The 24947-nt window shown below is 66.5% G+C and carries 22 protein-coding genes and 1 pseudogene; 13 read left to right on the plus strand and 10 right to left on the minus strand.

The genetic code is table 11. The features are described from left to right. Window positions 1-223 precede the first annotated feature (223 nt). From glmS to QCE83_RS13120, 5 genes are all read right to left on the minus strand, one after another. The gene (gene glmS / locus QCE83_RS13100; RefSeq protein ID WP_309810583.1) at window positions 224-2041 is read right to left on the minus strand and encodes a glutamine--fructose-6-phosphate transaminase (isomerizing); all 1818 of its coding nucleotides are present in this window, start codon (window positions 2039-2041) and stop codon (window positions 224-226) included. Window positions 2042-2121: 80 nt separating this feature from the next. Then, the gene (glmU, locus tag QCE83_RS13105; RefSeq protein WP_309810587.1) at window positions 2122-3489 is read right to left on the minus strand and encodes a bifunctional UDP-N-acetylglucosamine diphosphorylase/glucosamine-1-phosphate N-acetyltransferase GlmU; all 1368 of its coding nucleotides are present in this window, start codon (window positions 3487-3489) and stop codon (window positions 2122-2124) included. 98 nt (window positions 3490-3587) lie between these two features. Beyond that, complete coding sequence (ttcA, locus tag QCE83_RS13110; protein ID WP_309810589.1) at window positions 3588-4547, minus strand: tRNA 2-thiocytidine(32) synthetase TtcA; 960 nt, start codon at window positions 4545-4547, stop codon at window positions 3588-3590. After that, window positions 4544-4945, minus strand: coding sequence for a dihydroneopterin aldolase (locus tag QCE83_RS13115; RefSeq protein WP_309810591.1), 402 nt, complete (start codon window positions 4943-4945; stop codon window positions 4544-4546). Before QCE83_RS13115 ends, ttcA begins: the two co-directional genes overlap by 4 nt. A gap of 24 nt (window positions 4946-4969) precedes the next feature. Beyond that, on the minus strand, window positions 4970-5812 hold the full coding sequence (locus QCE83_RS13120; protein WP_309810592.1) for an SDR family oxidoreductase: 843 nt from the start codon (window positions 5810-5812) through the stop codon (window positions 4970-4972). A 13-nt stretch (window positions 5813-5825) separates the two neighbouring features. Between QCE83_RS13120 and QCE83_RS13125 the strand changes: the two genes are divergently transcribed. Beyond that, window positions 5826-7031, plus strand: a complete 1206-nt coding sequence (locus QCE83_RS13125; protein ID WP_309811734.1) for a class I SAM-dependent methyltransferase — start codon at window positions 5826-5828, stop codon at window positions 7029-7031. Window positions 7032-7043: 12 nt separating this feature from the next. Further along, window positions 7044-7238, plus strand: coding sequence for a DUF2905 domain-containing protein (locus tag QCE83_RS13130; RefSeq protein ID WP_309810593.1), 195 nt, complete (start codon window positions 7044-7046; stop codon window positions 7236-7238). 18 nt (window positions 7239-7256) lie between these two features. On the opposite strand, the gene QCE83_RS13135 is transcribed toward QCE83_RS13130, so the two are convergent. The 4 genes from QCE83_RS13135 to QCE83_RS13150 form a co-directional block, all read right to left on the minus strand. After that, the gene (locus QCE83_RS13135) at window positions 7257-8492 is read right to left on the minus strand and encodes a multifunctional CCA addition/repair protein (RefSeq protein WP_309810594.1); all 1236 of its coding nucleotides are present in this window, start codon (window positions 8490-8492) and stop codon (window positions 7257-7259) included. Then, window positions 8489-9109 carry a glutathione S-transferase family protein gene (locus tag QCE83_RS13140; RefSeq protein WP_309810595.1) on the minus strand — a complete coding sequence of 207 codons (621 nt, stop codon included), beginning with the start codon at window positions 9107-9109 and terminating at the stop codon, window positions 8489-8491. The genes QCE83_RS13135 and QCE83_RS13140 overlap by 4 nt, the downstream gene beginning before the upstream one ends. A gap of 17 nt (window positions 9110-9126) precedes the next feature. Further along, complete coding sequence (locus QCE83_RS13145) at window positions 9127-10083, minus strand: complex I NDUFA9 subunit family protein (protein WP_309810597.1); 957 nt, start codon at window positions 10081-10083, stop codon at window positions 9127-9129. A 128-nt stretch (window positions 10084-10211) separates the two neighbouring features. Continuing rightward, complete coding sequence (locus QCE83_RS13150) at window positions 10212-12179, minus strand: transglycosylase SLT domain-containing protein (RefSeq protein ID WP_309810600.1); 1968 nt, start codon at window positions 12177-12179, stop codon at window positions 10212-10214. Between the two features lie 19 nt (window positions 12180-12198). Here QCE83_RS13150 and QCE83_RS13155 point away from each other — a divergent pair, with 19 nt between their 5' ends. Next, a complete protein-coding gene (locus tag QCE83_RS13155) occupies window positions 12199-12843 on the plus strand; it encodes a 5-formyltetrahydrofolate cyclo-ligase (RefSeq protein WP_309810605.1) in 645 nt (214 codons plus the stop codon). Window positions 12844-12861: 18 nt separating this feature from the next. Here QCE83_RS13155 and QCE83_RS13160 read toward each other — a convergent pair whose 3' ends face one another. After that, window positions 12862-13374 carry a winged helix DNA-binding protein gene (locus QCE83_RS13160; RefSeq protein WP_309810607.1) on the minus strand — a complete coding sequence of 171 codons (513 nt, stop codon included), beginning with the start codon at window positions 13372-13374 and terminating at the stop codon, window positions 12862-12864. Between the two features lie 186 nt (window positions 13375-13560). Here QCE83_RS13160 and pxpB point away from each other — a divergent pair, with 186 nt between their 5' ends. From pxpB to QCE83_RS13210, 10 genes and pseudogenes are all read left to right on the plus strand, one after another. Then, the gene (gene pxpB, locus QCE83_RS13165; RefSeq protein ID WP_309810609.1) at window positions 13561-14214 is read left to right on the plus strand and encodes a 5-oxoprolinase subunit PxpB; all 654 of its coding nucleotides are present in this window, start codon (window positions 13561-13563) and stop codon (window positions 14212-14214) included. Continuing rightward, complete coding sequence (locus QCE83_RS13170; RefSeq protein WP_309810612.1) at window positions 14211-15251, plus strand: biotin-dependent carboxyltransferase family protein; 1041 nt, start codon at window positions 14211-14213, stop codon at window positions 15249-15251. Before pxpB ends, QCE83_RS13170 begins: the two co-directional genes overlap by 4 nt. A gap of 69 nt (window positions 15252-15320) precedes the next feature. Beyond that, window positions 15321-16067 carry a 5-oxoprolinase subunit PxpA gene (gene pxpA / locus QCE83_RS13175; protein WP_309810614.1) on the plus strand — a complete coding sequence of 249 codons (747 nt, stop codon included), beginning with the start codon at window positions 15321-15323 and terminating at the stop codon, window positions 16065-16067. Between the two features lie 149 nt (window positions 16068-16216). Then, window positions 16217-16936: a DUF969 domain-containing protein gene (locus tag QCE83_RS13180; protein ID WP_309810617.1), complete on the plus strand. Its 720-nt coding sequence runs from the start codon at window positions 16217-16219 to the stop codon at window positions 16934-16936. After that, a pseudogene (locus tag QCE83_RS13185) lies at window positions 16933-17889 on the plus strand (DUF979 domain-containing protein). The gene QCE83_RS13180 and the pseudogene QCE83_RS13185 overlap by 4 nt, the downstream one beginning before the upstream one ends. Window positions 17890-18423: 534 nt before the next feature. Then, complete coding sequence (locus tag QCE83_RS13190; RefSeq protein ID WP_309810620.1) at window positions 18424-19809, plus strand: undecaprenyl-phosphate glucose phosphotransferase; 1386 nt, start codon at window positions 18424-18426, stop codon at window positions 19807-19809. A gap of 16 nt (window positions 19810-19825) precedes the next feature. Continuing rightward, the gene (locus QCE83_RS13195) at window positions 19826-20968 is read left to right on the plus strand and encodes a polysaccharide biosynthesis/export family protein (protein ID WP_309810623.1); all 1143 of its coding nucleotides are present in this window, start codon (window positions 19826-19828) and stop codon (window positions 20966-20968) included. Next, window positions 20965-21414, plus strand: a complete 450-nt coding sequence (locus QCE83_RS13200) for a low molecular weight protein-tyrosine-phosphatase (protein ID WP_309810625.1) — start codon at window positions 20965-20967, stop codon at window positions 21412-21414. Before QCE83_RS13195 ends, QCE83_RS13200 begins: the two co-directional genes overlap by 4 nt. 46 nt (window positions 21415-21460) lie before the next feature. Continuing rightward, a complete protein-coding gene (locus QCE83_RS13205) occupies window positions 21461-23734 on the plus strand; it encodes a polysaccharide biosynthesis tyrosine autokinase (RefSeq protein WP_309810628.1) in 2274 nt (757 codons plus the stop codon). Further along, a complete protein-coding gene (locus QCE83_RS13210) occupies window positions 23731-24945 on the plus strand; it encodes a glycosyltransferase family 4 protein (RefSeq protein ID WP_309810631.1) in 1215 nt (404 codons plus the stop codon). The genes QCE83_RS13205 and QCE83_RS13210 overlap by 4 nt, the downstream gene beginning before the upstream one ends. The last annotated feature ends 2 nt before the right edge of the window (window positions 24946-24947 follow it).

A 24947-nucleotide genomic window follows, 5' to 3' on the forward strand; every position in this document is an offset into this window, starting at 1 on the left:
TGTGATCTGGTGCCCCCTCTTCTGTTTGATCGCCCGGTGTGAAGATTTCCGAACCATAGCGGAGCGGCGGAAGAGCGTTGCCATCCGCGTGGCGCTACAACCGCTCCGCCGTATTTCTTAGGGAGCCGACTTAGACGCTGTCGCCGTGACCGGCGCCGAAGTCGAGTTTTTTGCTGGTGGAAGCGTGAAACTCTCGAAGCCACCAACCATCTAAACCAGCCCCTCACTCCACCGTAACCGACTTCGCGAGATTCCTGGGCTTATCGACATCCGTCCCCCTCGCACAAGCCGTGTGATAAGCCAGCAACTGCAGCGGCACGACGTGCAGGATAGGCGACAGCGCCCCATAATGCTCCGGCATGCGGATCACATGAATCCCGTCCTGACTGACAATCCGCGTATCCGCATCCGCGAACACATACAGCTCGCCCCCCCGCGCCCGCACTTCCTGCATGTTCGACTTGAGCTTCTCCAGCAGCGCATCATTCGGCGCCACGGTCACCACCGGCATCGCCTCGGTCACCAGCGCAAGCGGTCCATGCTTCAACTCACCCGCCGGATACGCCTCGGCGTGGATATACGAAATCTCCTTGAGCTTCAACGCACCTTCGAGCGCAATCGGATAATGCAGTCCGCGCCCGAGGAACAACGCATTCTCCTTGCGCGCAAAGTCTTCCGACCACGCGATGATCTGCGGCTCCAGCGCCAGCACGCTGTTCAGCGCCGCCGGCAAGTGGCGCAGCTGCGCAAAATACGCCGCCTCCTGCTTCGCATCGACACGACCGCGCATCTTCGCCAGCGTCACCGCCAGCACGAACAGCGCGACGAGCTGCGTCGTGAACGCCTTCGTCGATGCCACGCCGATCTCCGTGCCCGCATGCGTCAGGAACGCGAGTTCGGTCTGACGCACCATCGCGCTCGTCGCCACGTTGCACACGGCGAGCGTGTGCTTGTGACCGAGCGACTGTGCATGCTTGAGCGCCGCGAGCGTATCCGCGGTTTCGCCCGATTGCGAGATCACCACGACCAGCGCCTTCGGATTCGGCACCGACTCCCGATAGCGATACTCACTGGCAATCTCGACCTGCGTCGGGATCTTCGCGATCGATTCGAGCCAGTACTTCGCCGTCAGGCCCGCGTAACTGCTCGTGCCGCACGCAAGAATAAGAATGCTGTCGATGCCCGCGAACACTTCGTGCGCGCCTTCGCCGAACAGCGCCGGATCGAAGTGATCGGCTTGCGGAATCGTGTCGGTAATCGCGCGCGGCTGTTCGAAGATTTCCTTCTGCATGAAATGCCGGTACGGCCCGAGTTCCACCGCGCCGCCATACGCCGTCACCGTGCGCACTTCACGCGCCGCCGGCAGGCCTTCGCGATCGACGATCTTCACGCCATCCAGCCCGATCTCCACCACATCGCCCTCTTCGAGGAACGCGAAACGGTCCGTGCTGCCCGCGAGCGCCAGCGCATCAGAAGCAAGGAAGTTCTCGCCCTGACCCACGCCGACCACGAGCGGCGAGCCCTGGCGCGCGCCCACGACCGTATGCGGCTGGTCCTTGTGAATCACGGCGATCGCATACGCGCCGTGCAGCATCTTCACCGCCTCGCGCACGGTCTGGAACAGGTCGCCGTGATACATGCTGTGGATCAGATGCGCGATGACTTCGGTGTCCGTCTGCGAGACGAACTCGTAGCCCTTGCCCTTGAGCATCTCGCGCAGCGTCTCGTAGTTCTCGATGATGCCGTTGTGCACCAGCGCGACCGTATCGCGCGAAAAGATCGGATGGGCGTTGTCCGTGATGGGCGCGCCATGCGTGGCCCAGCGCGTGTGCGCGATGCCGGTCATGCCGACGAGATTCGAATCGCGCACCTGGGCATCGAGGTCGGACACGCGCGCGACGCTGCGGGCGCGGCGCGGTTCGCCATGGCTCAGCACGGCCACGCCGCACGAGTCGTAACCGCGATACTCGAGACGGCGCAGCCCTTCGACCAGCACCGGGACGATGTTACGTTGCGCTACCGCGCCGACAATTCCGCACATGGGCGTTCATCCTTTGAAACCAGTATGTGAAAGCGCGGCCCACCGGGCCGCGCGCGTCTGACTGCGCCAAACCAACAGCCTTACGACTTGTTCTTGTTCTTGACCGGGCGCACGTAGCCCGTCTTGCTCACTTGCGTTTTCTCGTTGAGCACGAGCTCCTTCTCGCCGACGTCCTTCCACACCGTCGTACCCGCCGCGATCGTCACGCCGCTGCCCACGCGCACCGGCGCGACCAACTGGGTATCGGAGCCGACGAACACGTCGTCGCCGATCACCGTGCGATGCTTGTTCGCGCCATCGTAGTTGCAGGTGATCGTGCCCGCGCCAATGTTCACGCGCGCGCCAATGTCGGCATCCCCGATATAGGTCAGGTGGTTCGCCTTCGAGCCGCGCCCGAGCACCGCGTTCTTCACCTCGACGAAGTTGCCGACGTGCGCTTCATCGGCCAGTTGCGCGCCCGGCCGCAGCCGTGCATACGGCCCGAGCACCACGTTCGCGCCGGCCGTGGCGCCTTCGATATGCGTATACGCATCCACCCGCGCGCCCGCGCCGATATCGGCATCGCGGATCACGCAGTTCGGGCCGATCGTCACGTGGTCGCCGAGCGTCACGCGACCTTCGAACACGCAATTCACGTCGATGGACACATCCGCGCCGCATTCGAGCGTGCCGCGCACATCGATGCGCGCCGGGTCGAGCAGCGTCACGCCCGCATCGAGCAGCGCGTGCGCGACGTTGCGCTGATGAATCCGTTCGAGTTCGGCCAGCTGGACCTTGCTGTTCACGCCGAGCGTTTCCCATTCGGCGTCGGGCTGGGCGGTGACGACTTCCACGCCCGATTCGATCGCGCGTTCGACGACATCGGTCAGATAGAACTCGCCTTGCGCGTTGTCGTTCCTGAGTGATGCGAGCCAGCCTTCGAGCGCGCGCGTCGGCGTCACGACGATGCCCGTGTTGATTTCCGCGATACGGCGTTCTTCTTCCGACGCATCCTTCTGCTCGACGATCTTGCGGACCGAGCCGGCCGCATCGCGCACGATGCGTCCATAGCCGGTCGGATCGCTGACGTCCACGGTCAACACGCCATAACGGTTCTCGCCCGCCGCATCGATCAGGCGTTCGAGCGTGCTGGCGCGCGTGAGCGGCACATCGCCGTAGAGCACGAGCGTGGCCACCGAGGGATCGAGCAGCGGAAGCGCTTGCTGGACGGCGTGTCCGGTGCCGAGCTGCCGTTCCTGCAACGCGAACTGCACGTCCGGCGCGCCGACCGCCTCACGAACCTGGTCCGCGCCATGTCCGATGACGACCACGAGGCGCGTCGGCGAAAGCGTGCGCGCCGTGTCGATGACATGGGAGAGCAGCGGCTTGCCCGCCAGTGAATGAAGTACCTTCGGCAGGGCGGAGCGCATGCGCTTGCCCATGCCGGCAGCCAGAATCACGATGTTCATGCCGGGAAGCCTTGCTGGGTGTGACGAGCCGCCAATATAGCATCCGGCTCCTTGATGCAATGCGGCGAAAGCCACGCCGCATCCTGCTCCGACAACGGTTACAGGTCGTCGAACTGCACAATTGAAATGGTGCCCGCCGACGTTGACGGTTCGCTTGCGCACGGTTCTTCGTCGAACGCGATATCGCCCTGCGGATCCGCTTCGCCCGTCGCGCGCAATCCGGCGAACGGAAACAGCGCGCCGTCCATCAGATGCGACGGCACGACATTCGACAGCGCATTGAACATGTTCTCGACCCGCCCCGGGAAACGCTTGTCCCATTCGCGGATCAGCGCTTTCATTTCGGCGCGCTTCAGGTTCGGCTGGCTTCCGCACAGGTTGCACGGAATGATCGGAAATTCGCGCAACTCCGCGTATTTCTCCAGATCGGTTTCCTTCACGTAAGCAAGCGGACGGATCACGATGTTCTTGCCGTCATCCGATTGCAGCTTGGGCGGCATGCCCTTCAGCTTGCCGCCGTAGAACATGTTGAGCAGCAGCGTCTGCAGGATGTCGTCGCGATGATGGCCAAGCGCAATCTTGGTCGCGCCGAGTTCGCCCGCCACGCGGTACAGGATGCCGCGCCGCAGCCGCGAGCACAGCGAGCACGTGGTCTTGCCCTCCGGCACCAGCCGCTTGACGATGCTGTACGTGTCCTGGTTCTCGATGTGGAACGGAATGTCCAGCTTCGCCAGGTATTCGGGCAGCACGTGTTCCGGAAAGCCGGGCTGCTTCTGGTCGAGATTGACGGCGACGAGGTCGAAGTTGATCGGCGCGCGCTCGCGCAGGCGCATCAGGACGTCGAGCATCGCGTAACTGTCCTTGCCGCCGGACAGGCACACCATGACCTTGTCGCCTTCCTCGATCATGTTGAAGTCGCCGATCGCCTCGCCGACCTGCCGCACGATGCGCTTGTACAGCTTGTTGTTCTCGTACGCTTCCTTTTGCTGGCGCTTCGTCAGCGCCTCGCGGACCGGTTTGACCTCGTCCGGGGTGTCGAGCGTGTCGCGCGCGTTCATGCCTGTTCCTCCTTGATGCGGAAGACTTCGACGCCCACCGCGTCGCAATCGGGATAGACGTCGGGCTTTTCCGTCGATACGGCCACCGCACGCACGTCCGGATGCGCCAGCAAGGCGGCGGCGACGTCGTCGCACAGCGTTTCCTGCAGATGGATATGGCCGCGCTTCACGCGTTCCGCGATGGTCGAGCGCATGAAGTCGTAATCGACGACTTCGGCCAGCTTGTCGGCGACGGGCGTCGACAGCGCGAGCGGCACGTACAGCTCGACATTGATCACGACGCGTTGCTCGCCGCGCTTCTCGAAGTCATGCACACCGATGTTGATGCGCACTTCGTAGTTGCGCAGAAAGAGCCGCCGGCAATCGGTCAGCCGGGGGTGCGAGAGTGCGGCAAGCATGGTTTCATCCAAAAGTTGGGCGCGTCAGTGATTCTGCGCGCCGATCATGTACATCACGTCGCGCGGGCTCGGCACGAGGTGCTGGCCGCCATCGACGACGAGCGTCGTGCCGGTCACGCCGTGCGCGTTCGCGAGATAGCACGCGGCCTGCGCGACATCCTCCACCGTCGACGCGCGATTCAGCGGCGTCACGCGATGCGCCGCCGCGAACGTCGCCGGCGTCTGCCCGGCGGAAATCATCGTCAGACCCGGCGCCAGGCCCACGACGCGCAGCTTCGGCCCGAGCGCCTGGGCCAAGGCCACCGTCGCGTTGTCGAGCGCGGCCTTCGTCAGCGTGTACGACAGGTAATCCGGGTTCATGTTGTAAAGCTTCTGGTCGAGCACGTTGATGACCACGCCGCGCAGTTCGTCGCGATCGGACGCGGCGTCCGGCAGGATCTCGTGCAGCATGCGCGCGAGCAGCAGCGGCGCGGCGACGTTGATCGCGGTCATCTCCAGCAGCTTCGCGTAGTGGAAATCGCCGGCGGTGTCCTCGTCGAAACGCGATGCGCAGTTCACCACGCACTGCAGACCGCCGAACGCCTCGACGCACGCCGGCACCAGCCGCGCGACTTCGGCTTCGACGCCGAGATCCGCCTTCAGCGCCACCGCACGCCGTCCGAGTTCCTCGATCAGCGCCACGGTTTCGCGCGCTTCGTGCTCCGAGCCGCCGTAATGCACCGCCACGTCCCATCCCTGCCGCGCGAATTCCAGCGCGATGCCGCGTCCTACCCGCTTCGCCGCGCCGGTCACGAGGACGGCGCGGGAACGATGGGCGGCGCCGGAAGACGGCGAGTTAGCGGAAGAAAACGGCGTGGAAGCGCTCATTTACAATGCGGGGATGAACTCGAATGCTCGACAATCCGATAGTTTACCTGCTCCGGGCGCCGACGCGCTCGCGCAATCCGAAGCGCTGACCGGGCTGATCCGCGAACGCATCGCCGCTGCGGGCGGCTGGCTGCCGTTCGATCGCTACATGGATCTGGTGTTGTACGCCCCCGGCCTGGGCTATTACAGCGGCGGCGCCATGAAATTCGGCCGTCGCGGGGAAGACGGCAGCGACTTCGTCACCGCGCCCGAGTTGTCCCCGCTGTTCGCGACGACGCTCGCCCGTCCCGTCGCGCAGGCGTTGCAGCAGAGCGGCACGCGTCAGCTGATGGAGTTCGGCGCCGGCACCGGCAAGCTCGCCGCCGGCCTGATGAGCGCCCTCGCCGATCTCGACGTGCCCTTCGACCGCTACGCCATCGTCGATCTTTCCGGCGAACTGCGCGCGCGCCAGCGTGAAACCATCGAACGGGACGCGCCCGCGCTCGCCGCGAAGGTGCAATGGCTCGATTCACTGCCGGACAGCTTCGAGGGCGTGGTGATCGGCAACGAGGTGCTGGACGCGATGCCCGTGCGCCTGGTCGCGCGCAAGCTCGGCGCGTGGCACGAGCGCGGCGTGGTGTTGCTGGACGACCGCCTGGCCTTCGACGACCGGCCGATCACGCCCGACGCGCAAGTGGAACTGATCGATGCCGCCATCGACGAGGCCAACGACGAACCCTTCGCCGAATACGTGACGGAAACGCACGAGGCGGCGCTGGGCTTCACGAAGACCGTCTGCACGATGCTCGTGCGCGGCGCGGCGTTTTTCATCGACTATGGTTTTCCGCGCCGCGAGTTCTATCACGCGCAGCGCGCAGGCGGCACGCTGATGTGTCACTACCGGCATCGCGCGCATCCGGATCCGTTTCTCTATCCGGGCTTGCAGGACGTTACCGCGCACGTGGAATTCACGGGCATCGCGGAAGCCGGGGTCGAGACCGGCGCGGATCTGCTCGGCTTCACCTCGCAGGCCCGCTTCCTGTTGAACGCGGGCGTCACCGACGTGCTCGGCGAACTGGATCCCTCCGATGTGCGGCGGTTCGTGCCGGCCGCCAATGCCGTGCAGAAACTGCTCTCCGAGGCCGAGATGGGCGAGTTGTTCAAGGTGATAGCGTTTTCGCGCGGCATCCCCGGCACGCTCGACGCCTTCGCCACCGGCGACCGAACTCACACCCTGTGATTTTTATCCATCATGATCCGCTGGCTGCTGACCACCTTCATCGCGCTCGCGATCCTCTCCGGCTCGATGCCCTGGCTCAGGAAGTTCGGCATCGGGCGGTTGCCGGGTGATTTCACGCTGCGGCTGTTCGGCCGGGAATACTCGTTTCCCTTCATGTCGACGCTGCTGCTCTCCCTTCTGCTCTCGCTGATCGCGCGCGCACTCTGAGGTCGGATGGTCGGACAATCAGACGCCCAGCGCGTCCTTCACGGCGGCAACGCGCGCGTCGTGTACCGCATCCTTGATCTTCGACGGCTGGGCTGCATGCTGCTGAGCGACCGCGCCGGCATCGACGGAACGGGCCGCGACGAGCGCCTCGCGCAGCCGCTCCGCCTGCGGATACGGTTGCCGGTCGAGTCCCAGCCGGCCGCGCGCGTCGGCCACGCACGCCTGCAAGGCTTCGGCGAAACGCGCCGGTTTGCGCAGCGCATCGGCGCGTTCGAAGAGCCGCACCAGCGCGGCCGCGCCCATCTCCATCACGCGATGGATATTGCCGTGCTCGCGCGCGACCAGCACCGCCAGGTCGCGGCATTCGTTGGGCACGCGCAGGCGCTCGCACAAAGGACGCAGCAGATCCACGCTGCGGCCTTCGTGACCAAGATGGCGCGGCAGGATGTCTTCGGGCGTGGTCGCCTTGCCGAGATCGTGCGTCAGCGCCGCGAAACGCACCGGCAGCGCGAAGCCTTGCGACGCCGCGTAGTCGAGCACCATCATCACGTGCACGCCGGTGTCCACTTCCGGGTGATAGTCGGCGCGCTGCGGCACGCCCCACAGCGCATCGACTTCGGGCAGGATGCGCGCCAGCGCGCCGCAACTGCGCAGCACCTCGAACATGCGTGACGGCTTCTTCTCCATCAGCCCGCGCGACACTTCCTGCCACACGCGCTCGGGCACCAGCGCATCGACTTCGCCGGCCGCGACCATCTTCTGCATCAGCGCGGCCGTGTCGGGCGCGACGTCGAAATCGGCAAAGCGCGCCGCGAAACGCCCGACGCGCAGAATCCGCACCGGATCCTCGACGAACGCCTCGCCCACGTGCCGGAACAGCTTGTTCGCGAGATCGGTCCGGCCGTCGAAGGGATCGATGACGGGCCCCGTCAGCTCGCCCGCCGGCGTGACTTCGCGGGCCATGGCGTTGATCGTGAGATCGCGCCGCGCGAGATCCTCTTCGAGCGTCACGTCCGGCGAATAGTAGAACTGGAAGCCGTGATAGCCGGCGGCCGTCTTACGTTCGGTGCGCGCGAGCGCGTATTCCTCGTGCGTCTCGGGATGCAGGAACACCGGAAAATCCCGCCCGACCGGCCGATACCCCTGCGCGACCATCTGTTCGGGCGTCGCGCCCACCACGACGTAATCGCGATCCACCACCGGCACGCCGAGCAGTTCATCGCGTATCGCGCCGCCGACCGCATAGATGTTCATCGCGCTGCCTCGCGCGCGCCGTCGATCCACGCAGCCACCGCCGGCAACGCCGTGACGCGCCGCGCGTAGTCCAGCGAGGTCGGGCTCAGCTTGGGCGCATAGGAGTTGAAGCGCATGACGACCGGCGCGTACATCGCGTCCGCAATGCCGAACTCGCCGAACAGGAACGGTCCGCCCGACGCCGCGAGGCACTCGGCCCAGATCGCTTCGATACGCGCGATGTTCGCGAGCGCGCCAGGCGTCGCGCCCGTGCCCGGCGCGTGGACCGAGAGGTCCATCGGCATGTTCTGGCGCAGGTCCGCGAAACCCGCGTGCATCTCCGCGCTGATGCTGCGGGCGCGCGCCCGGGCGGCGCCGTCGCGCGGCCACATGGCGTGCTGCGGGTGCAGTTCGGCAATCGTCTCGGCAATCGCCAGCGATTCGCACACGGCGACGCCCGTATCGGTGATGAGGCACGGCACCTGGCCATTCGGCGAAAGCGCCAGGATTCGCGCCTTCGTGTCGGGCTGGCTCAGGCGGATCAGCGTCTCCTCGAACGGGATGCCGAAATGCGTGAGCAGCACCCACGGACGCATCGACCAGGAAGAATTGAGCTTGTCACCGATAACGAGTTTCATGCGATCAGAGTAAGGGTTCAGCGGTGCGCGGTGGCGCGGAAGGCGTCGAAGCGCGAGCGCGATGCATTGCCGGTCAGGTACAGCGGCGCGATGGCCTCGATGCTCGCCGGTTCGTCGATGCCGAGTTCAGGCGCAAGCGGCCCGCTCGCGATGTTCGGCGTTTTCATCGAGTCGAGATTGTCGCGCGAAATAAGCGGCTCGCCGGGCGCCATTTCCATGGTCATCGCCTGCAGACGGCCGAGCGTCTCCGGCAGCTTGATGATGCGCGAATGCTTGCCGATGGTCTTGCCCGCGAAACGCACCAGTTCCGCAAGCGTGTAGACGCCGGGACCCGCGAGTTCATAGACCTGATGGCCGGCGGCGTCGAGATCGAGCACGTTGACCATGGCCTTCGCCACGTCGCCGACGAAGACCGGCTGGAACTGCGCGTCGGCGCACGCGAGCGGAATCACCGGAAACATGCGTTCGAGAAACGCGAACTGGTTGAGCAAATTGTCTTCCGGGCCGAACACGACCGAACTGCGGAACACGGTCCAGTCGAGTCCGGACTCGCGCACGATCTTCTCGCCCTCGCCTTTCGAGCGCAGATACATGCTCGGGCCGTCGACATCGGCGCCGAGCGCGCTCATGTGCAGCAGCCGCCTCACGCCCTTCGCCGCGCACGCCGCCGCGATCTTGCGCGGCAACTCGACGTGCGCCTTCGCGAACTCCGGCCCGTACGGATCGCCGCGCCGCCCTTGCAGCACGCCGACGAGATTGATCACCGCGTCGCACTGGTCGATGAAGGCGGCGAGCTGCACGGGATCGTGGACATCGGTTTCGATCACGTCGATGGGCAGCAGCGTCAGATGCGCGGCGCTGGCGCGACGGCGCGTGGCCACGCGCACGTTCTTGCCGAGATCGACGAGTGCATTGACGAGATGGCTGCCGATGAATCCCGATCCGCCGATCAACGCTATGTGTTGGTGTCGCATGGCTCGCCTCTTGGGTCGTGGCTGGACGGACGCGTCTTGAAAACCGTCTTGAAAATCTCGGGCAGGAAAGACAACGCCCGCGAATCCTTTTTAGGACGCGCGGGCGTGAGGTTCGCTTGGGGACGCCGTCAGGGAGCGATGTAGCCCAGACGCGCCTTCAAGGACTGCGGACGGCCTTCGAACAGCGCGGCATAGTAGACGGTGTTCGACAGCACGTTCTTCACGTAATCGCGAGTCTCGGTGAACGGGATGGTTTCAGCAAAAACCGCGCCCTCCACGGGCGCCCGCAAGTCCTGCCGCCACTGCCGCGGCCTGCCCGGCCCGGCGTTGTAGCCGGCGGTGGCGAGCACAGGCGAGTTGTCGAATTGATTGTAGATCATCGACAGGTAATTCGTGCCGAGCAGGATATTGGTGTTGATCTCGTTCATCTGCGCGCGCGAGACCGGGCCCATGCCGATCTTCTTCGCGACGAGCTGCGCCGTGCCTGGCATCAGCTGCATCAGGCCGCCCGCGCCCACTTCCGAGCGCGCGTTGATGATGAAGCGCGATTCCTGGCGGATCAGCCCGTACGCCCACTCGACATCGAGGCCGGTGTTCTGCGCGTCACGCTCGACGATATCCCGGTACGGCGACAGGTAGCGCAGCGAGAAGTCGTGCTCGGCCTTGGTCTTGTCGGCGGTGTTGACGGTGCGGTCGAGCAGTTCGATGCGCTTGGCATATTGCGCGGCGGCGAGCAACTGGCGGTCCGTCATCGTGCGCAGCGGCCAGTTCCATTCGCGATTGCCTTCGAGCCGCATGTTCAGCGCGTAGAACCGTTGCGCCAGCGCGAAGCCCGGCACCGACTGCATCTGCGCGATTTCATCGTCGGTCACGGTGGTGCGCGGCGGCACGGTGATCTTCTGTCCCAGTTCTTCGAGCGCAAGCTGGCCATAGAAGTTGAACTGATCCGCGATGCTCTGGAATTCCTGGTTCGCCGTGGCTGCGTCGCCGGCCTGCTTGACCGCGCGTGCATGCCAGTAGACCCACGATGGCTGGCTGCGCAAGCCGGGCGGCATCTGCTCGATGGACCAGCGCACCATGTTCCAGTCGCCGGCGAGCAAGGCGCTGCGCACGCGCCATTCGTACGCGGGGTTCGACAACTGTGCGTTGGCCGAGAGCCGGTACCAGTCCGCTGCCGACGGCATGCGCTTGATCGCCGCCTGATAGCCGATCGTGCCCCAGCCGATGGCGCGCTCGGTCGGCGTCAGGCTCGGCGCGACGGAACTGAACGTGGCCGCAGCCATGGCCGGATCGTTGCGGGCCATACGCGTGATGGCGAGCAGCGTGAGCTGATGCGCCGGGGTGTTGGGCATCACGCCGCGCGCGAGATAGATGGGCGGCTTGCTGACGGCGTCGTCGAGCAGCGAGTCCTTCGGCTTTTCCTGACCCAGCGTCTCGACGATGTTGCCGCCGGTGTTGGTGTAGTTCTGTTCGTAGGCGAGACGGATCTGCTGCCAGATGTCATCGCTCGTGAACTGGCCCGACTCGGCCAGCGCGCCGATCAGGTCGACACAGCCGTCGCCGTACCATTTCGGGTCGACGAGCAACGCGCGCGCGGCATCCGCGACATTCTCACCGCGCGACAGGCGGGCCTCCAGCGCGTAGCACTTGACCTGCGTGTCGTCGTTGAGCACGAAGCGCGCGTACTGCTGCTCGAAGTTCTTCCAGTCGTGACGGCTGCCGAGCACCACCAGATAGTCGTTGCGCATGCGGTCCGCAATGGCCTGGCCGTCATAGCGCTGCAGGAACGACAGCACGGGCGCATCCGGCGCGTCGATGCGCGCGTGGCCCTGCGAATCGAACAATTGCGGCTTGAGCGTGAAGTATTCGAGATAGCTCGGCGCCGGATAGGACGGAATCTGCGCGGCGAGCGCGGCAGCTTTGCCGGCATCGTTCGCGCGGGCGGCGTCGCGCAACTGCAGGAAGATGCGGTCGTCGGAACCGGGGGTGAAGTCGGCGTCGGGACGGACGGCGGAGGCCGTGGCGCAAGCGACGAGGGAAACCGCGGCAAGAGCTGCGCAGACCGCGGGATATACTCGGTTGAGGCGTTTTGACATCTTTATTTCTGGAGCGCGAATGGTCTTGAAGCGAGTCCTGAGGTCGGAAGAAAGCATATCACGCAACGTTTGCGCGACATCGGAACATGCGCCTGAGAAATTGCTTAAGAGTGAGCCCAAGAGTGCGCTGCGCGCGACCCTGCTCGAACGTCGCGAAGCGCTGGCTGAACAGCCGGGTTACGCCGCCCTGCATGCCGCCCTCGCCGCGCGCCTGCATGAGGCCCTCGAACGCCATGCGGCGCAGTGCGTCGGCTTCTACTGGCCAGTGGCGGGAGAATTCGACGCGCGCGACGTCATCACACGCTGGCTCGCCGAAGACGCGTCGCGCGAGGCGGCGCTGCCGGTCGTCGTCGAGCCGCGTGCGCCGATGGTCTTTCACGCCTGGCGCGCCGATGCGCCCATGAAGGAAGGCCGCTACCGGATTCCGGTGCCTGCCGAAGAGCGCGTCGTGGTGCCGGATCTGCTGCTGATTCCGTGTGTCGGTTTCGACGCGGAGGGCTATCGGCTGGGATATGGCGGCGGCTATTACGACCGCACGCTGGCCGCGTGGCCGGATGCGCGGCGGCCGGTCACGCTGGGCGTCGCGTTCGAAGCATGCCGCTGCGGCGCGCTGCCGCGCGAAATCCACGACCTGCCGCTCGACGCGATCGTCACGGAAGCCTGAGCCGGGCGCTCCCTTGGTTCACAGCGATGCCGCCGCGCGCGCGGCGGTGTCATACAAACCGGAAGCATTGCGCATCAGCTGCGCCGCTTCGCCGATCTGCTCATTGGTGAGGCCGCTCTCGCGCAGCGTCTCGATCAGGCAGGCCTCGCGCACCTCGCGATACCGCCCGCACAGCTCGCGCCCTGCCGGCGTCGCGGAGAAGAACACTTCCTTGCCGGTTTTCTCGCTCTGCACATAGCCGCGCCCGACCAGTTTCTTGAGCGCATAGGTGGCGACGTGCGTGTCCTCGATGTTCAGCACGAAGCAGATGTCGGCGAGCTTCTTCTTCCGATCACGATGGCTCACGTGATGCAGCAGCGACACCTCCACCGCGGTCATGTCCTTGGCTCCCGCTGCCGACATGCAGCGCACCATCCAGCGATTGAACGCGTTTCCCGCCATGATGAGCCCGTACTCGAACTCCGACAGTTCCGCGCTGGTTTCGGACACGAGATGTTCGGAGGAGACGATCTTGGTGGGATGGCGCGGCATGGCATTTGCCCGTTATTAGTGTGCGTTGGAGTGTAGCGCAGGGACTTTTTACCAGCGTACCGCGCGCCTCGGCGAAAACCTGTATTGATAATTTCTTGATAATTTATTGACAATGTACCATTCTGCGACGATGCGATGAGCGCCCGACCGGCACTTTTTCTCGTCGCGAAACCGCGAATTCAAGGCATGACCCAACCCAGTATTCATCCGCTCGGCGATTCCGCACTGGTGCTCGACACCGCGCCCCCCGCCACGCTCGACTGCCAGCGCCGCATCTGGGCGCTGGCGGAACACGCCCGCCTGATGCCGCACGTCGTCGAAGTCGTGCCGGGCATGAACAACCTGACCCTCGTGTTCGACCCGCTGGAAGCGGACTACGAAACGCTCGCGGCGCAGCTGGAGAGCGGCTGGGACGCCGTTCAGGCCACTGACACCGAGGCGGCCGAGATCGAGATCCCGGTGCGCTACGGCGGCGCGGACGGCCCGGACCTCGTCGAACTGGCGCGGCATGTGGGCCTGTCCGTCGATGAAGTCGTGAAGCGGCACACGCAAGCCGAATACATCGTGTTCTTCCTGGGCTTCCAGCCGGGCTTCGCCTACCTGGGCGGCCTCGATCCCGCGCTGCACATGCCGCGCCGCGCCGAACCGCGCGTCGAGGTGCCGGCGGGATCGGTGGGGATCGGCGGGGCGCAGACGGGCATTTATCCGGCGGTGTCGCCGGGCGGCTGGCAACTGCTCGGCCGCACCGAACTCAAGCTGTTCGATCCGGCCAGGAACCCGCCGACGCTGATGCAGCCCGGCGACCGCGTGCGCTTCACGGCGCTGGAGGTCCGCGCATGATCGACGTGATTCGCGCGGGCGTGCTCAGCTCGGTACAGGATCTCGGCCGCCCCGGCTATCGCCATCTGGGCGTGAGCTCGGGCGGCGCGCTCGATGCGCTGTCGCTCGAAGTGGGCAACCGCATCGTCGGCAACCGGCCGGATGCGGCGGGCATCGAAGTCACCTTCGGGCCGACCGTCCTGCGCTTCAAGCATGCGACGCGCATTGCCATCGCCGGCACCGATTTCGGCGCCACGCTCGACGACAAGCCGGTCTATTCCTGGTGGAGCCTGCCGGTGCGCGCGGGCCAGGAACTCACGCTGCGCGCGGCCAAGCGCGGCATGCGCTGTTATGTGTGCATCGCGGGCGGCATCGACGTGCTGCCGATGCTCGGTTCGCGTTCCACCGATCTCGGCGCCTGCTTCGGCGGACTCGGCGGCCGCGCGCTGCGCGACGGCGACCGTTTGCCCGTCGGCGTGCCGCAGCCGCACAAGGGCATTGCGTTCTCACCGGAAGAGCCCGCGTTCGGCGTGAAGGCGCCGGCGTGGTGCAAGTTCGTGCTGGTCGACGAACCGGTGCGGCGCGGCCGTCACGCGCCCGGCCTCGCATGGGCGGTCCCGGTGCGCGTGCTGCGCGGCCCGGAATACGACAGCTTCGGCGATGCCGCCCAGCAGGCCTTCTGGAACGAGGAATGGACCATCACGCCGAACAGCAACCGCATGGGCTTCCGCCTCGCGGGCACGGCGCTCGAACGGACCCGCAAGGTGGAACTGCTGTCGCACGCGGTGTTGCCCGGCACGATCCAGGTGCCGCCGAACGGCCAGCCCATCATCCTGATGGGCGATGCCCAGACCACGGGCGGCTATCCGAAGATCGGCGCGGTCATCCGCGCGGATGTGTGGAAGCTCGCGCAGGTGCGGCTGAACGGCGGCGTGCGCTTCATCGAGACATCGGTGGAAGAGGCGCGCCATGCGCTCGCGGAGGAACGCCAGTACGTGAGCCAGGTGGAAACGGCCATCGCCATGCACGAGGAACGCATCGCGCGCGCAGGCGCATGACGGCCGCCCCGGACGCCGCGCGTCGTGCGTCGCGCTCAACATTCAACGTAAGGACTTGTACGAAACATCATGGAAATTGATCTCAATGCCGATCTCGGCGAAGGCTGCGGCACCGACGAAGCGCTGCTCGACCTCGTCAGCTCCGCCAACATCGCGTGCGGCTGGCACGCCGGCGGCGCCACCGCGATGCGCGACTGCGTGCGCTGGGCCGTCGAGAAAGGCGTGGCCATCGGCGCGCATCCGAGCTTCAACGACCCGGAGAACTTCGGCCGCAAGGAAATGGACCTGCCGCCCGAAGAGATCTACGCGGGCGTGCTGTATCAGCTGGGCGCGCTGTCGGCGATCGCGCAGGCGGAAGGCGGGCGCATCGCGCACGTGAAGCCGCACGGCGCGCTCTACAACCAGGCGGCTAGAAGCACGGACATCGCCGATGCGATCGTCTCCGCGGTGCGCGACTTCGACCCGTCACTGCTCGTGTTCGGACTCGCCAACAGCGGGCTGGTGGAAGCGGCCCGTCGCGCGGGACTGATCGCGATCGAGGAAGTGTTCGCGGACCGCGGCTACCGTGCGGACGGCTCGCTCGTGCCGCGCAAGGAACCGGGCGCGCTGCTCGACGATGAAAACCTGGTGCTCGACCGCACGCTCGCGATGGTCCGCGAACAGCGCGTGCAGGCCGTGTCGGGCGAATGGGTGCCGCTCAACGCGCAGACCATCTGCCTGCATGGCGACGGCGCGCACGCGCTGGCGTTCGCGCGCCGGATCCGCGGCGCGCTCGCCGATGCGGGCATCGAGGTCCGCGCGGCGCACGCCGAATGACGCCTTCTCATTGAGTCATCGCGCGCCCCGCGCAACTGGGGCGCGTCAGCAAGCGGCCGGCAGAGCCGCGCAGTCGCAAGCAGCAAACCCCAAGCAATAAAACCACGCGCCCGGTTCGAGGCGTGACGCTTGATCCGTTTGGAGAACTCATGGCAACCGCAGTCAACCTATGGCCGCTCATTGGCGTGGCCGTCATCATCGTGGGCTTTGTCCTGCGCTTCAATCCGATGCTGATCGTCGCCGCCGCCGCGATCATCACGGGGCTGGCGGCGCACTTCCCGATCGAGAAAATCCTGACCGCGATCGGCAGCGGCTTTCTCAAGACCCGCAACATTCCGCTCATCATTCTGTTGCCGCTCGCGGTGATCGGGCTGCTGGAGCGCCACGGCCTGCGCGAACGCGCGCAAATGTGGATTTCCAGCATCAAGGCGGCGACGGCTGGACGCCTGCTGATCGTCTATCTGTTCGTGCGCGAGATCACGGCGGCGGTCGGCCTGACCGGGCTCGGCGGTCATCCGCAGATGGTGCGTCCGCTGCTCGCGCCGATGGCTGAAGGCGCCACCGAAGCCCGCTACGGCAAGCTGTCCGATACGGTGCGCCACAAGCTGCGCGCCTATTCGGCGGCCACCGACAACGTCGGCCTGTTCTTCGGCGAGGACATCTTCGTGGCGTTCGGCGCGATCGTGCTGATGACCACCTTCCTGAAGGAGGCGGGCATCGTGGTCGAACCGATGCACGTCGCCGTGTGGGGCATTCCCACGGCGATCTGCGCCTTCCTGATCCATGGCTTCCGCCTGTGGCTGCTCGACCGCAGACTCGCGCGCGAACTCGGCGCCCTCACGCGCAACGTCGCCGGAGAGAAGGCATGACGCTCACGATCAACTATCTGTTCTATCTCGTCGGCATCGTGCTCGTGGTCGTCGCGGGCATGATCCTCACGGACAAGTCGCATCCGCGCCGGCTCACCGCGGGCGGCTTCTGGCTGATCTATGCGCTGATCTTCCTGATCGGCGACTGGATTCCGGTGACGGTCGTCGGCGTGCTGGTGGTCGCGATGGCGCTGATCGCCGGATTCGGCGGCGTCACCGGCGCGAAGCCGAAGATGCTCTCGGAGGAAACCCGCCGCCAGAGCGCCGTGCGTCTCGGCAACAATCTCTTCATTCCCGCGCTGACCATTCCCGTCGTGACCGTCGTCCTCACGCTCGGCGCGAAGTACCTGGTGTTCGGCGGCACGCCGCTGATCGAACTGAAGAACGTGACGCTGATCGGCTTCGGCGTCGGCTGCGTGATCGCGCTGGCGATTGCCTGCGTGATGACGCGCGATACCGTCGGCCAGTCGATGCGCGAGACGCGCCGCCTGATCGACGCGCTGTCGTAGGCCGCCGTGTTGCCGCAGATGCTCGGCATGCTCGGGCTGGTGTTCTCGGACGCGGGCGTGGGCAAGGCCGTCGCGCACGTGACGACGGCGTACGTCAACATGGACTACCGCTTCGTCGCGGTGGCGGTGTACGTGATCGGCATGGCGTTGTTCACGATGGTCATGGGCAACGGCTTCGCGGCGTTTCCGGTGATGACGGGCGGCGTCGGCGTGCCGATCCTGGTCGGCGTGTTCCACGGCAATCCCGCGACGATGGCCGCCATCGGCATGTTCTCGGGCTACTGCGGCACGCTGATGACGCCGATGGCCGCGAACTTCAACATCGTGCCTTCAGCGCTGCTCGAACTGCCCGACAAGAACGCGGTCATCAAGGTGCAGGTGCCGACCGCGCTGACGCTGTTGATCGCCAACATCTTCCTGCTGAACTGGCTGATGTTCATCTGAGCATCGGTCTGAGAGCACGCGGCTTCCGCGTGCTCTCGTGAATCTTCCCTCCTCCCCTTTCCCTTTCTTTCTTCAGCTTGTCAACCGCGCGCCGGCGTCGATGGCCGCGGCGGTTCGTCTCGTCCCCTTCCCTCGCGGCATCAAAACTTCGACGCAGGTCCGTCCGGGTTTTTTGATGCTCGTTATCAGCATTGCAACCCGTGAGCATTGCGCTCAGGCATTCGAATTCACCCGTGTGATCGCGATATTGGGAGCGGGAGTCAGACCCATCTGACGACTGCCCATTACAGGAATCGGACACCGTCCAGATTCGGAGCGCGCCTATGGTTGCATCCCGCGTCGATCAAGGAGACTGCGCACGTTTGGTTCGGCGCTCGCTCGACAAGTGAGGATGCAGAGTTGCTCCACAAGTGACTCGTTGGCGTACTGCGTGCGATGCCGATCGCGTGTTTCCCGAATGAACCGAGGCGTGCTTTTTCCGCCTTTCGCACATCGCGACTTTCGGGGAACTGATCTTTCGTCATCGATCCTGTCATGCGTTTGCCGACTTACAGCCATTTTCTGAATTTCCCGGCGGCCCCGGATTTGGTGTTTCGTTTGCTCGAGACGCTGCTCGTCATGGTCTGCTCGCTGGTCGCCCAAAGCCGCTTCGGTCACGCGGCCAACGCGGGTTACGACAGCGCCGTCACGGCCTTCGCGATCGTTTTCGCGTTGAGTCTGTCGTCCGGTTTCCGTCTCAAGCGTCCGGCCCGTCGGACATTGGCGCGGCACGTCCTGCTGCCGGCGCTGGGCTGGATCGTCTGCGAAGCGCTCGCGGTCGGGGTGGTCAACCGGATGCATCGCGGCTACGCGCCTTCGATGGACTGGTTCGTCTGCCTGAGCGGCCTGACGGCGGGTGGCGTGATCCTCTGCCGTCTTGGCGAACGCATGGCGGTCGCGCGACGCTTTTCAGTCGCGGTGGTCGGGCGCGGCGAGCGCTGCGCGGCATTCGTGCGGCGCGTGATGGCGATGCACGACGCGGGTTGCGGGATCGGCGCCGTATTCGACCTGGATCCTGAATCAGATGCGCATTACCCGGGCGCGCTGCGCTTCCGCGACATCGAGACATTCGCCGCACACGTGCGCGCGGGTCGCATCAACGAAGTGTGGCTCGTGCTGCCGCTCACCGACGAAGCGACGCTGCAGCGCTTTCTCGAGACCTTCCGCAACGACCTCGTCAACATCCGGTTCATTCCGGACGTCCGCGGCGTCGCGCGCTTTCACAGCGAGAGCGCCGATCTCGATACCACGCTCGCCATCAACCTTGTCGCCGCGCCGCTCACCGGTGATGCGGTCGCCGCCAAGACGCTGTTCGACCTGGTCTTCGCCACCTGCGCGATCGTGGGGTGCGCGCCGCTGCTGATCGCGATCGCGCTGGCCATCAAGGTGTCGTCGCGCGGCCCGGTGCTGTTCCAGCAGCGGCGCCACGGTGCGAACGGCCAACCCTTCCAGATCTACAAGTTCCGCACGATGCGCGCGCATCAGCGCGAAGACGGCGTGGTGGTGCAGGCGACACGTAACGATCGGCGCATCACGGGCGTCGGCGCATTCCTGCGCCGCACCAGCCTCGACGAGTTGCCGCAGTTCTTCAACGTGCTGCGCGGCGACATGTCCGTGGTCGGCCCCCGGCCGCATGCGATCGAGCACGACGCGCTGTATCAGAACATCGTCGACGACTACATCCACCGCTATCGCATCAAGCCCGGCATCACCGGCTGGGCCCAGGTCAACGGCCTGCGCGGCGAGACGAGCTCCGTGGAGATGATGCGGCAGCGCGTCGAACACGATCTCTTCTATCTCAGCAACTGGTCGTTCGCGTTCGACTTGCGCATCGTCGCGGCGACCGTCGTGCGCGGCCTCGTGCATCGCAACGCGTACTGACGCGCAGGAACCCGACATGAAGCACTCGATACCGTCCCACATCGTCGCCGCGCTCGCGCTGACGGGGCTGCTGGGCGCCTGCGCGTCGGCGCCGGGCTTTCACATGCCGGTCGGCCCGAACGGGGCGGCGGGTCAGGAGGACAGCCGCTATACGGAGCCCTCGGCGGCCGCGCCCGCGCTGCCGGTCACGGAACTCGACCTGAGTCTCGTCCAGCGGTTCGCCGCCGAGCGCAAGGGACAGCAGGACCAGCAGGCAAGGCGTCTGTTCGCTGCGCCGGAGACCTATACGGTCGGCGCAGGCGACGTGCTGCAGATCGTCGTCTGGGACCACCCGGAGTTCGCTGCGGCGCTCGGACCGGCGCAGGGCCCGGGATCGGCGAAGGCGAGCGATCCGGCGGCAGGCTTCGTCGTGGACCAGAACGGCACGCTCCAGTTTCCGTACGCGGGCACGCTCAAGGTCGCGGGCTTGCGCACCGAGCAGATCCAGCAGCGCCTGCGCGCCGCGCTCGCGGTCTATCTGGTCAAGCCGCAGGTCACCGTACGCATGGCGTCGTACCGCTCGCGCCAGGTCTATGTCGACGGTGAAGTGCGCAGCCCGGGCGCCCTGTCGTTGACCGATGTGCCGCTCAGCTTCTACGACGCCGTCGCCCGCGCGGGCGGCTTCAGCGAGAACGCGGATCAAAGCGATGTCGTCCTGGTGCGCGCGGGCGTCTCGCAGCGCATCGATGTGCCGCAGCTGCTTGCGCAGGGTCTCAGCCCGTCGCGGCTCTACCTGAAGGCCGGTGACATGTTGCGGGTCGCATCGCGCGATGAAAACGCGGTCTATGTGCTGGGCGAAGTCAACAAGCCGGGCTCCGCGCGGCCGCGCCGCGACGGCCGCCTGTCGCTCGCGGACGCGCTCGCTCAGGCGGGCAGCATCAATGCGAACACGGCCGACACGGCGCAGATGTTCGTGATCCGTTCACTCGACGGCACGCCACAAGTCTTCCATCTCGACAGCCGTTCGCCGGTGTCGATGCTCGTCGCGAAGGACTTCGAGCTGCAGCCGAACGACGTCGTCTATGTCGACGGCAACGGCCTCGTGCGCTTCAACCGCGTCCTGACCCTGCTGATGCCGCTGATCAGCTCGGGACTCACGGCGGGAGTGATCGCGAAATGATCCGCTCCGTGCTGATGGTCTGTGAGGGAAACATCTGCCGCAGCCCGTTGGCGGCGGCGCTGCTCGCTCAGGCGATGCCGGGGATCGAGGTGGGATCCGCCGGCACGCATGCGCTGACCGGCCAGCCGGCGGACCCGGAGGCCGTCGAACTGATGCAGGCGCGCGGCATCGACATGTCGGGTCACGTGGCGCGCCCGGCGAGTTCCGTATTGCTGCGTCGTCACGATCTCATCCTCGTCATGGCGCTTGGCCAGCGCGAGACGCTGCTCGCGCGCCACCCCTTTGCGCGCGGCCGCGTCTACCGGCTGTTGCACGCCGCCCAGCGCGATGTCCGCGATCCCTACCGGCAGGGCCGCGCGGCCTTCGAAGCGGCGCTCGCACACATCGAATCCGGCCTGCGCGAATGGCTCGGCCACCTGCGCCCTGCCTCGCATGCCACGCCCTGAACGCTGCCCCAGTGCGCCGCGCTCCACTCTCCAGATAGATCCATTCATGTCCTACCCCGATCGACACGGCCCGGCCGCCACCGCCGAACTCGATGTCATTACGCTCCTCGACACGCTTCTCACGAACGCGCGGCGCATCGTCCTGATCGTGTCCGTGGTCGGGCTGGCCGGCATCGGCTGGAGTTTTTTGTGGCCGCCGAAATATCAGGCGGACATCCTGATCCAGGTCGAGGACGGCGCCGCCGCAGGCTTGGCCGGCAATCTTCCCAGCCAGATGTCGACGTTTTTCGACGTCAAGTCCTCCGCTGCGGCGGAGGCTCAGATCATCACGTCGCGCCTCGTGGTCTCGCGCGCCGTCGAGAGGCAGCATCTGCACATCGAGGCGGCGCCGGAGCGTTTCCCGCTGATCGGCGATTTCGTTTCGCGCTTTCAGGATGGCCCGCTCGCCCCCGGCGTGTTCGGCTTCGGCGGCTACGCGTGGGGCCGCGAGCGCGCCGACGTGAGCCGCTTCGACGTGCCGGAGCCAGGGCAGGACGAGCCCTTCACGCTGAAGGTGGAGGCCGGAGGCCGATACACGCTCGCCGGCGCCTTGCTCGACGTCCCGCTGCACGGGCGCGTCGGCGTCGAGAGCCGCGTGACCACGCCGTCCGGGCCGCTGATCATCACCGTGGCGAGCCTCGACGCGCGTCCGGGCACCGCCTTTTCCGTGATCCGGCACGGCTTCGACGACACCGTCGTCAAGCTGCAGCAACGGCTCGACGTCCAGGAAAAGGTCAGGCAGTCGGGCGTGATCGTCGCGACCTTGCTCGGACGCGACGCCGAGCGCACCAGCCGCACGCTGCGCGAGATCGGCGAGCAGTACGTCCGCCAGAACGTGGAGCGCAAATATGCCGATGCGGCTCAATCGCTCGGCTTCCTGATGGCGCAACTGCCTGAGCTGAAACGGCAACTCGACGACGCGCAGGCGCGCTACACCCGCATGCGCGACGAGCGCGGCGTCATCGATGTGCCGACGCAGGTCGCGACCGGAATGCAGCAGCAGGCGGAAGCGCGTGCCCAGTTGATCGTCCTGCAGCAGAAGCGCGCGGAACTCGCGACCCGCTACGCGCCGCAGCACCCGGGCGTGGTGGCGGCGGACCGGCAGATCGCGCTGCTGCGTGCGCAGATCAGCGCCTTCGACTCCGCGCTGGGCCGTCTGCCCGATGTCGAACAGACGGCCGCCCGGCTCATGCTGGACGTGAAAGTCAGCACCGACCTCTATACCTCGACGCTCGCCAACGCGCAGCAGTTGCAACTGGTCAAGGCCGGCAGGGTCGGCAGCGTGCGGATGATCGACGCGCCGATCGTCGCGCAAGATCCCGCGTGGCCGAAGCGGCCGCTCGTGGCGGCCGCTTCGCTGCTGGGCGGCCTGCTCGTCGGCCTTGCCTATGCATTCGTGCGGGAGTTCCTGGCCGGCGCGGTCCATTCGGCCGATGAAATCGAACGCGGCACGGGCCTGCCGGTGCTGGCGACGGTGCCTTTTTCGGCCGCGCAGCGTTTGCTTCGAACCGCGCTCGCGGGCCCGGAAGCCACGCGTGCCGCGCTGCTCGCCGTCGAGGCGCCGCACGATCGAGCCATCGAAAGCCTGCGCAGCCTGCGCACCGCGTTGCGCATTTCCGGGCCGGACGCGCCGGGCAAGGTGGTCGTATTCACGGGCGCGGCGCCGAATGCCGGCAAGTCGTTCATCGCGCTCAATCTCGCCGCAGTGCTGGCCGCGACGGGCCTGCGTGTGCTGCTCATCGATGGCGATCTGCGCAGACCCTCCCTCAATGTCTGTCTGGGCGTGACGCGTGGTCCCGGCTGGGCGGACCTGATTGCGGGAAGCGCGAGCCCGGAGCGTGTCATTCACCGGATCGAATCGCCCCGTCTGGATTTCGTCGCAGCGGGCTCACCGTCCGACCGCCCCGCCGAATTGCTGCTGTCCGCGCGCGCCGGCGAGCTGATCGACGCCCTGCGCGGCGCGTACGACTTCGTACTCGTCGACACGCCGCCGGTTCTCGCGGTGGAGGACGCGGCGTCGTTCACGTCGCAGGCCAGCGCGGTGTTGCTGGTGGCGAGAGCCGGCGAGACCCGGCTCGGCGAACTGAACGAGACGGTCAAGCGCCTCGGACATGGCGGCACGAAGCCCGCAGGCCTGATCCTCAACGGGCTGTCGATGCGCTCCGTCCGGGCGTCGCTGGGCAGAACGGGCTACCGCAGTTACGACTACTACGGCGAGCCCGCCAGGGCGCGATGGCGAACCGCCCTTGCGTTGCTGCGCAGCCGGATGAAACGCACATGAAGCCGCCCATTTCCTTCAAGGGCAGCATGACGCCGGCCCACGGGCGGCAGGCGCGCGCAGCCGACATCGCAGCACAGCGCCGCCTGCGTGTCGCCATCGTGGTGGAAGCCGCGGCCGGCGGCATCGCCACCCATCTCGCCGATCTGCTTCCCGGTCTCGCGAAGCGCGGCGTCGAGGTGCACCTGATCGCGCGCCCCGATGGCGATCGCTTCGATGCTCACTGGCTGACCGCCGACTGCCTTGCATCATGCTCGACGGTCACGCGCCTGCCCATGCAGCGCGCCATCGGCGCACGCGATCTCGTGTCCTTCGCGCGGCTCTACAGGACGCTCGCCGCGCTGCGGCCGGACCTCGTGCACTCGCACAGCTCCAAGGCCGGTGTGCTCGCGCGCGCATGCCGCGGGCCCTGGCGTCACGTCTACACGCCGCACGCGGTCTTCACGCTGAATCCCACGCTCGGCGCCGTCGCGCGGCGGGCGATCGGCGCCGTCGAGGGCGGTTTCGGGCGCAGGCTGACCGATCGCATCATTGCTGTTTCGGATGACGAAGCGCGTCACCTGCACGAGGACCTGCACATCGGCCGCCCGCGTATCTCGACCATTCATAACGGCGTGCCCGAGTTCGAGCGCGTGAGCCGTGAAGCGGCGCGGCGCCGCCTGGGCCTGCGCGATGACGCGTTCGTCGTCGGCCTGGTGGGGCGCTTCGCGTTCCAGAAGGGTATCGATCGCTTCGTGTCGATCGCACGTCGGGTCGAGGAGCGGCTCGGCCGGCGCGTGCAGTTCGTCTGCATCGGCAGCGGCGACTTCCGCGCCGCGGCCGGCGTGGCGTTCGACGCGCTGCCGGCCAGTCTGCACGTCGTCGGCGCCGTGCCCAACGCCCGGCGCTACTTCGGCGCATTCGATCTCTGCGCGCTGCCGAGTCGCTACGAGGGCTTCCCCTACGTCTATGTCGAGTCGGTCGCCGCCGGCGTGCCGATCGTGTCCACGCGCGTCGCGGGCGCGGACGCGCTGGTCGCCGCACGCGACACCGGCGTCGTCGTGCCGAATCACGACGACCCGACGCCCTTCGCCGAAGCGGTGATCGCGCTGGCGACCGATGCGCAACGGCTCGCGCGGCTCAGAGCCAACTGCGCGAGCGCTGCCGCCCATTTCACCTCCGAGCGGATGGTGGACGAAACCCTCGCCGTCTATCGGCATTGCATCCACGCCTGAAC

It is taken from the genome of Caballeronia sp. LZ034LL (assembly GCF_031451215.1).
In the GTDB taxonomy this organism is placed as follows: Bacteria; Pseudomonadota; Gammaproteobacteria; order Burkholderiales; family Burkholderiaceae; genus Caballeronia.